At 75.0% G+C, this 8,290-nt stretch carries 8 protein-coding genes; 2 read left to right on the top strand and 6 right to left on the bottom strand.

Going from position 1 to position 8,290, the window contains the following annotated elements:
* The 6 genes from ACFPZN_RS55270 to eccCb all read right to left on the bottom strand — a co-directional run.
* On the bottom strand, positions 1 to 188 hold a 188-nt coding region (locus ACFPZN_RS55270; protein WP_378293326.1), incomplete at its 3' end, for a hypothetical protein.
* A gap of 16 nt (positions 189 to 204) precedes the next feature.
* On the bottom strand, positions 205 to 1,152 hold the full coding sequence (locus tag ACFPZN_RS55275; protein WP_378293328.1) for a VWA domain-containing protein: 948 nt from the start codon (positions 1,150 to 1,152) through the stop codon (positions 205 to 207).
* Positions 1,133 to 2,113, bottom strand: coding sequence for a DUF58 domain-containing protein (locus ACFPZN_RS55280; RefSeq protein ID WP_378293330.1), 981 nt, complete (start codon positions 2,111 to 2,113; stop codon positions 1,133 to 1,135). The genes ACFPZN_RS55275 and ACFPZN_RS55280 overlap by 20 nt, the downstream gene beginning before the upstream one ends.
* Positions 2,110 to 3,210 carry an AAA family ATPase gene (locus tag ACFPZN_RS55285; protein WP_378293332.1) on the bottom strand — a complete coding sequence of 367 codons (1,101 nt, stop codon included), beginning with the start codon at positions 3,208 to 3,210 and terminating at the stop codon, positions 2,110 to 2,112. The genes ACFPZN_RS55280 and ACFPZN_RS55285 overlap by 4 nt, the downstream gene beginning before the upstream one ends.
* A complete protein-coding gene (locus ACFPZN_RS55290; protein ID WP_378293334.1) occupies positions 3,207 to 3,470 on the bottom strand; it encodes a hypothetical protein in 264 nt (87 codons plus the stop codon). Before ACFPZN_RS55290 ends, ACFPZN_RS55285 begins: the two co-directional genes overlap by 4 nt.
* A gap of 88 nt (positions 3,471 to 3,558) precedes the next feature.
* Entirely contained in the window at positions 3,559 to 6,807 is a 3,249-nt protein-coding gene (gene eccCb, locus ACFPZN_RS55295; RefSeq protein ID WP_378293336.1) for a type VII secretion protein EccCb, read from the bottom strand.
* A gap of 391 nt (positions 6,808 to 7,198) precedes the next feature.
* Here eccCb and ACFPZN_RS55300 point away from each other — a divergent pair, with 391 nt between their 5' ends.
* Entirely contained in the window at positions 7,199 to 7,738 is a 540-nt protein-coding gene (locus tag ACFPZN_RS55300) for a hypothetical protein (RefSeq protein ID WP_378293338.1), read from the top strand.
* A gap of 123 nt (positions 7,739 to 7,861) precedes the next feature.
* Positions 7,862 to 8,104: a DUF5999 family protein gene (locus ACFPZN_RS55305; RefSeq protein WP_378293340.1), complete on the top strand. Its 243-nt coding sequence runs from the start codon at positions 7,862 to 7,864 to the stop codon at positions 8,102 to 8,104.
* The last annotated feature ends 186 nt before the right edge of the window (positions 8,105 to 8,290 follow it).

Raw genomic sequence — 8,290 nt, forward strand, 5'->3', positions numbered from 1 at the left:
CCAGGGGCCGCGGGCCGGCCGGGCAGGACGACCGGTGCCGTCCACGGGGCAGAGGGCACCGGGCCCGAAGCCCATCCCTGCGGCGGCGGCGCGGACTGGAAGTCGGGCCCGCGCGGCTCCCCCAGGCCGTACCTGGGGTCGTCCTCGGGCGACCCGACGGATCCGTAGCCTGTCGAACTCTGACTCATCGAATTCCCCCAGCCCCTAGGGCAGTCGCGAGAACCACAGCAGCGAGGCCCCGGCGGTGGCGCAGGCCAGCAGCAGCCCGGCCGCGATGAACCACCCCCACACCTCGCGGCGCTCGGTGCGGTAGCCGACGCTGCTGCCGATGTCCTCGTAGACCTGGCGCAGCTCGTCGCCGGAGGCGGCCTCGTAGAAGCGGCCGCCGGTCTCCTGCGCGAGCCGTTCCAGCGACGGCCCGTCCACCGGGACCGGCACCGCGGCCCCGTTCTGGTAGAAGATCCCCTCCGGTGTCCCGTACGCGATGGTCGAGACGGGGATCCGCGCCCGCGTCGCGCGCTGGGCGGCCTCCTCCGGGCTGCGGCCGGAGGTGTTGGTGCCGTCCGACAGCAGCACGACCCATCCCGGCGGGGCGTTCTCGCCGTACTGGGCGCCGAAGGAGGCGATGGACTCCAGCGAGGCGATCACGCCCTCGCCGATCGCGGTGCGCGGGCCCAGCGTCAGCCGGTCGATCCCGGCCCGCATCTCGCGCCGGTCGGTGGTCGGCGGGACCGTGACCGCGGCCGTCCCGGAGAACGCCACCAGGCCCACGTTGAACCGCGCCGGCAGCCGGTCCAGGAACGTCCCGGCCGCCCGCTTGGCCGCGGTGAGCCGGTCGGGCTCGACGTCGGTGGCCTCCATCGAGTGGGACACGTCCACCGCCACCATGATCGTGGCCTGTTCGCGCGGCACCCGCACATCGGCCGCCGGACGCGCGAACCCGGTGACGAACAACCCCATCATCAGCAGGAACGCCGCCGCCGGGACGTGCCGCCGCCAGCCCGGCGTGACCGGGGCGACCTTCTCCAGCAGGGCCAGGTTGGTGAAGCGGACCGCGTACCGCCCCCGCCGCACCTGCACGGCGACGTACAGGCCGACCAGGAGCAGGGGCACGGTCAGCAGCAGCAGCCGGCTAGGCGCCAGGAAGTCCATGTCCCCTCCCCCCTGCGGGCGCGGGCGCGGCGGTGGCGGCGCGGCGCCGGGACAGGACGTGCTCGACGACGTCCCGCATCCAGTCGCCGTCGGTGCGCAGCCGCAGATGGGCCGCGCCCGCCCGGCGCAGCGCCGCCCCGATCTCCGCGCGCTGCTCCGCCGCCGCCTCCGCGTACCGGCGCCGCAGCCGCGGGTTCGCGGTGGAGATCTCGCGGCGCCGGCCCGTCTCGGGGTCGACGACCGCCAGCAGCCCCACGTCCGGCAGCGTCAGCTCGCGCGGGTCGACGACCTCGACGGCCAGCAGCTGGTGCCGGTGCGCCAGCAGCCGCAGCCGCCGCTGCCACGACTCCACCGGTTCGAGGAAGTCGGAGACGACCACGACCAGCCCGCGCCGCCGCGACGCCGTCCGCAGCATCAGCTCGGCCGCCGCGCCCAGCGTCGGGCCCTCCTCGCCGCCCGGCCGGGAGCGGGGCGCGGCCAGCAGCGTGCGCAGCAGCGCCAGCAGGTGCGGGCGGCCCGACCTGGCGGGGACGTGCCGCAGCCCGTCCCCGTGGACGATCTGCGCCCCGATCCGGTTGCCGGTGCGCTCGGTGAGGAACGCGACCGCCGCGACCGCGAAGACCGCCAGGTCCCGCTTCTCCAGCCGGCCGGTGCCGAAGTCCATGCTCGCGGTCGCGTCGACCAGCGCCCAGGTCTCCAGTTCCCGGTCGGCGATCCGGTCCCGGACGTGCGGGACCGTCGTGCGGGCCGTGAGGTTCCAGTCCATGGTCCGCACGTCGTCGCCGGGCAGGTACTCGCGGCCCTCGGCGGCCTCGGTCCCCGGGCCCGGCAGAAGCCCGAGGTGATCGCCCTGCAGCAGCCCGTCCAGGCGCCGCGTGATGACCAGCTCCAGCCGCCGCAGGGCCTGCTCCGGGGCGAGGTCGCGCAGGTCGAGGGAGGCGTTCGGGTTCGGGACGCTCACGCCGCCTCCGTCCCGGGGGCGTGCGGCCCCATGTGCGGCCCCGTGTACGGCCGGGCGTCCGGGCCCGCGTCGGGCCCGGCGTCGTGCCCGCCGCCGCCCTGGCCGCCGGGGTCGTCCTCGCGCGGGGCGATCCGCGGCGCGGGGACGGCCGACACCACCCGGCCCACGATCGTCCGGGCGTCCACGCCGTCGGCCAGCGCGTCGAACGACAGGACCAGCCGGTGCGCCATCACGTCCTGCGCCAGGTCCCGCACGTCCCCCGGCAGCACGTAGTCGCGGCCGCGCAGCAGCGCCAGCGCGCGGGCCGCCGCGACCAGCCCCAGCGTGGCCCGCGGCCCCGCGCCGTAGGCGATCAGCCGGGCGATCTCGTCCACCCCGTGGGCGATCGGGTCCCGCGTGGCCGCGACCAGCCGCACCGCGTACCGCGCCACCTCGTCGTGCACGAACACCAGCTCGGCGGCCCGCCGCAGCCCGGTCACCAGCTCGGCGTCCAGCACCGGGGCGGGCGCGGGCGGGTCCACGCTCATCCGGTAGAGCACCGCCAGCTCCTGCGCCTCCGTCGGATAGCCGACGTCGATCTTCATCAGGAACCGGTCGCGCTGCGCCTCGGGCAGCTGGTAGACGCCCTCGGACTCGATCGGGTTCTGGGTGGCCAGCACCAGGAACGGCGAGGGCACCCGGAACGTTCGGCCGCCGATGCTGACCTGCCGCTCCGCCATGACCTCCAGCAGCGCCGACTGCACCTTGGCGGGCGCCCGGTTGATCTCGTCCGCCAGCACCACGTTGGCCATCACCGGGCCGAGCTCGATGTCGAACGACTCGGCCGACGGCCGGTAGACGCGGGTGCCGACGATGTCCGACGGCACCAGGTCGGGGGTGAACTGCACGCGGGAGAACGAGCCGCCGGCCACGGTGGCCAGCGTCTCGGCGGCGAGGGTCTTGGCGACCCCCGGCACGCCCTCCAGCAGGCAGTGGCCCCCGGCCAGGACCGCGACCAGCATCCGCTCGATCATGTGGTCCTGGCCGACGATGATCCTCTTCATCTCGAAGAGGGCCCGCTCGGCGAGCGCGCTCTCGGCGACCCGGGACCCCGTCATCGGCCGTCGGCCGCCTGCGCCGGGTCGGGCGTGGCGGTGCGCTTCTCCGGGCAGTCCTTGCCGGGCGCGCCGGCGTTCCAGGAGGCGCCGGTCATGCCGGGGCCGCCGGTGGTCCCGGGCGCCTCGTCGTGGCCGCTGACGATCCGCAGCTCGGGCGGGGCGCCAGGGTCGGCCAGCGCCGCGCCGCCCAGGCCGAGCGCCGCCGCCCCGGCGGCCCCCGCCAGCACAATCCCGATCTTGGTACGTCCGCTGAGAGCCATGCTCTGTTTCCCTCCGTGATCGGTGCCGCCGGCCCGGTCCCTTCCGGGCCGGCAGGCACGATCACAGCAAGCGGGAGCGAAAGCGGACTTAAGGAACGGGCGGGGCGGGGGCCGCGGGGGCGTGCAGCGGCGTCTGGATCAGCCGGGCGGGGCCGGGCCGCGCGTCCGCGAGCCGGTCGCGGCCCGGCGAGAAGTGACCGCGCCCCGGTGCGGGGCGGCGCGGGGCGGGCGGCAGCGGCGACAGGCGTTCCACCAGGGCCTTCTCGCTCGCCGCGTCCTCTCCGGCGGCCAGCAGGAGGCACGGCGTGCCCATCTCCAGCATGGGCCCGACGATCTCGGCCGGCAGCGCGCGGGAGGTTCCGTGCAGGGCGCGGGCGAGGACGAGATGGAGACCGATCTCACGGCCGTGCGGCACCAGGTCGGCCAGGGGGCGCAGCGGGTCGGCGCCGCGGCGCGCCACCAGGTCGTAGTCGTCGACGACCACGAACAGCTCGGCGCCCGTCCAGTCCCGTCCCGGGACGGCGGGGCCGCCGCCCGCGGAGAGGCGGCGGCTCAGCGAGGCGTGGATGTCCTTGACCAGCGCGGTCGCGCTGTCGGCGTAGACCGTGAACCCGATCTGGTGCTCGGTGTCGGCGACCTCGGCCAGCGAGTGGCGGTAGTCGATGAACACCACCCGGGCCTGTTCGGGCGCGTGCCGGGCCGTGATCGCGGCGGTGATGTGGCGGAGCAGGTTCGAGCGGCCCGATCCCGCGGCCCCGAGGACCAGGAAGTGCGGGTGCGCGGCGAAGTCGGCGTGCACGGTCGCCAGCGTCCCCTCCTCGACGCCGATCGGGATCCGGGCGCGGCCCTCCGGACCGGACGGCACCAGGACGGGCAGCCGTGCGGCGGGCAGCACGTCGGGGAGCGGCAGGACGGCGGGCGCCGCCGGGCCCGTCCACGCCTTGGCGACGTCGGGCACCAGCCGTCCCAGGTCGGCGAGCGCGGTCAGGAAGTGGAACCCGTCGCTGGTCAGGCCGCGTCCCGGGCTCCCGTCGGGGACGTTCACCGCGCGCTTGGCGCCGAACTCCGACGCGGACGGGTCGGCCAGGCGCAGCTCCAGCTTCGTCCCGAACGCCTCCCGCGCGCGGTCACCGAAGTCCTTCCACGCGGCGGCGGAGGCGATCACGTGGACCCGGTGCGGGAGGCCGCGCTCGGCCAGGTCGGCGACGGAGCCCTCCAGGTCGGGGAAGTCGTCGCGGAGCGTGCACCAGTCGTCCACGACCAGGAACACGTGAGCGGCGTCCTCCAGCGGGCCGGTCTGGGCGGGCGCGTGCTCGCGGCGTTCCAGGATCGCGGTGACCTGCGCGATCGTCCGCCGCACGCGGTCGTGGTCGCGGTGGTCGCGGGCGGTTCCGGCCGGGCCGGGGTCGCGGGTGACGACCGCCCCGACGTGCGGCAGCCCCTCCAGCGCCGCCAGGCCCGCCGCCGGATCGTCCCGGCGCACGGCGGCGGGGTCGGGCTCCGCGAGATCGAGGCAGTAGAACCGCGCCTCCTCCGGAGTGTGGGTGAGCGCGAGCGACGCGACCAGCGCGCGGACGGCCGTGGTCTTGCCGCTCTCCGGGCCGCCCACGACCGCGACGTGCCCGGCCTCTCCCGACAGGTCCAGCCAGTACGGGTCGCGCCGGTGGTAGAACGGCCGGTCCACGATCCCGGCGACGGCGCGCAGCCCGCCCCGGTGCTCCCAGCCCGCCGTGGTGAGGCCGTGCTCGGCCGTGACCGACAGCGGCGGCAGCAGTTCCTCCAGGCCGGGCGCCTCCTCCAGCGGGGGCCGCCAGATCCGGAACGCGGGCGTGCCGCCGCGCGCCGCCAGCCGCTCGATCACGGCCTCGCGGACGTCGGCGGCGGACGCGGCCCTGAACCGCACGGCCGGCTCGGTCCCCCATCTGAAGAAGCCGTGGCCGGGGGCGTCGGGCAGCCAGTGGGCGTCCGGGACGCCGAGGAGCTCGCGCGAGTCGGTGGCGGCGACGGTCCGCAGCGCGATCACGTAGCCCGCCCGCCGGTGCAGCGCGCGCAGGCTCTTGTCCGCGTGGCTGCGCGCGGCGACCAGCAGGTGCAGCCCCAGGGCCCGGCCGAGCCGGGCGATCAGCTGGAACAGGTCGCCGAAGTCGGGCCTGCGCGCCAGCAGCTCGGAGGCCCCGTCGACGACGATCAGCAGCGGCGGCAGCGCGTCCAGGCCGGCGCGCCCGCCCCTGGCCTCCTCGTACTCGCGCACGGACGGCAGGTCGCCCGCGGCGCGCAGCGCCTGCTGGCGCCGGACGATCTCACCGGACAGCGCCTCGTACACGCGCTCGGCGCGCGCGGGCGCGCCGGACAGGTTCGGCACGTGCGCCGAGACGTGCGGGAGGCGGTCCGCCCCCGCGAACGTCCCGCCGTCCCCGTGCTCCAGCAGGACGAGGTTGAGCTCCTCCGGCGGGTGCGTCATCGCCAGGCCGAGCACGATCGCGCGCAGCAGCTCCGACTTCCCCGAGCCCTCCGCCCCGATGACCATGCCGTGCGGGCCGTGCCCGGAGTCCCTGAGGTCGAGCTCGACCGGGCGGCGCTCGGCGTCCAGCCCGATCGGCACGCACAGCGGCTCGCGGACCCGCGGCGCCGCCTCCTCCGGGACGGTCTCGCCGAGCAGCCCGGTCAACGAGACGTTGGCGTCGGGCTGGGTCCCCTCCCTCCGGGCTGCGCTCAACCGCGACCTGAGGGCCTCGTCCAGGAGCGTGCGGGCGTCGCGCTCGGCGGACGCCAGGATCGCGGAGGCGCGGCGGCGGACGTCCTCCAGCTCCTCCAGCAACTCGGCGCGGAGCTCGGCCCGCAGCTCCTCGCGCAGCTCCGCCCGCAGTTCGTCGCGCAGCTCCGCCCGGATCTCGGCCCGGATGTCCGCCCGGATGCCGGCCCCCGGATCGGCGTTGATCCGCTCGGAGACCTCCTCGAAGAACTTCGCGCCGTCCACGATCGTGACGCTGAGCCCGTCCTCGTCGTCGTCCGGAGCTCGGAAGCCCGGGCCGGGAGAGGTGAGGCCGCCGCGGTCCAGCGCGGCATGGGCCGCCACCCACGGGGCCGTCCGCGCCTCCGGGACGCCGCAGGCCCCCAGGAAGGCGCGCAGCCCCCGTTCGGCGGGGAACCGCCGGCCGGTGAGCATACCGGTGATCACGTCCTCGGCCAGCCCGCTGCCCTCCGCCAGCCCGCGCAGCGACCGCCCGGCCCGGTGGCGCAGCTCCAGCAGCAGCGCGCCGAGTTCGGGCCCGGTGGCGACCGACGCCAGGGCCGCCTCCAGGTCGTCGGTACGCGGCCGGACCGCATCCTCGCTCACGCTAGGTCCCCCCAGCCCTTCCAGGATCCGGGGCACACCGCCCGGAATCATCCGTTCACGCCACGCCAGCGTAGAGGCCGGGTCGATCTTGGACATCCCGATCGGCACCGGAGGAGAGAGTAATCCCACACCGGACCCGCCCAGCCCCGCCCGGACCGGGACAGATGGGACCAGCGGGACGGAGCGCGGCGGATGCGACGCGTCCCCGCGCGGCGGGCCTCCCGGCCCCCGCACGGAGGGGGTTTCGGACACCCCCGGCGGCGCGAACCCGAGCAAGATTCTTTTGTGATCGACTTTTCCGTAAAGAGCCTTTCTTGTAGCGTGCGCAGCGTTTTGTGAAGTGAATTCATGATCGGACACCCTCGCAGCAAGATCATGAAAGGACGCCACGATGGCCACGGCGACAGGCTTGGCCGCCACCGTGCTCTTGGGCCTGCTCACGCTGCTGGCCCTGACACGGCGCGGACCAGGACGCTCCCCCGCGCCGGAGACCGACCGCGCCGCCGGCGACGCCGGCCACCCCGAGTCGCTCACCGCGGTGCTCGACCCCAGTTCGGAGGAGTACCTGGCGTGGCTGGCCGACCATCACTGGCCCGCCGACGAGTACCTCGACCTGGAGGCGGAGTGGCGGAACGAGCTCGCCTCGACCGAGGTCCCGGACGTCTTCGAGCTCGCCGGGCCGTACGAGGCGCCGCAGTGCCCGCAGTGCCTGCGGCACCGCGAGGACGTCTGGCCGTGCCCGCAGTGCGGGAGGCTGCTGCACTCCACCTGCGGCCACGGCATGCGGCGGCGGCGCCTGGCGCACCCGTACCGGACGCAGGCCACCAACCCCGAGGCGGTCATCGCCGAATGGATCTGCACCGGCTGCCTGTCGATCGTCGGACTCGACGTGGACCACGGGGACGAGGCGGACGACGATCTGCGCCGCTGACCCGCCCGGACGCGATCTACACCTGGGGCAAAGTAAAGAATTCCCCATCTACTTGCATATTTAGGTCGCCTGTAGGCAAGATTCACTATGTCCTAAATTAGGACACAGTGGAGGTACTACCCGATGTCCGCCCGATCCCCGTTCACCCCGACCCACCGGGTCTGCACGCACCAGCCGCCCTGCCCGACGCCCGAGAGGCTCGACCGGGAGGCCGCCCGCATCGTGGCCAGCCACCCCGAACAGGGCTGGAGCCTCCTGTGCAACGGCATCGTGCTCTTCGACGACACCGGTGAGCTGCTCCCCGACGGCCGGGTCATCGCCCCGCACCGTCCCACCGAGTACGCCCACCCCGCTCCGGCCGCCTGAACGACTCTTTACCCAGGCCCGCCCGGACGGCTCCCTGCTTGGACGGCTCTTTACCGGCCCCGCCTAGACGGTTGATTCCAAGGGATCGCCTGCGGAAATGGGGCGAGGGTGTCCATGGTCGGTTGTGACCCCAGACCTGAACACCCTCGCCACCGCACTGTATGTGAGGATCGACGACTGGTTGCG

This window comes from Actinomadura rugatobispora (assembly GCF_042656285.1).
In the GTDB taxonomy this organism is placed as follows: Bacteria; Actinomycetota; Actinomycetes; order Streptosporangiales; family Streptosporangiaceae; genus Spirillospora; species Spirillospora rugatobispora.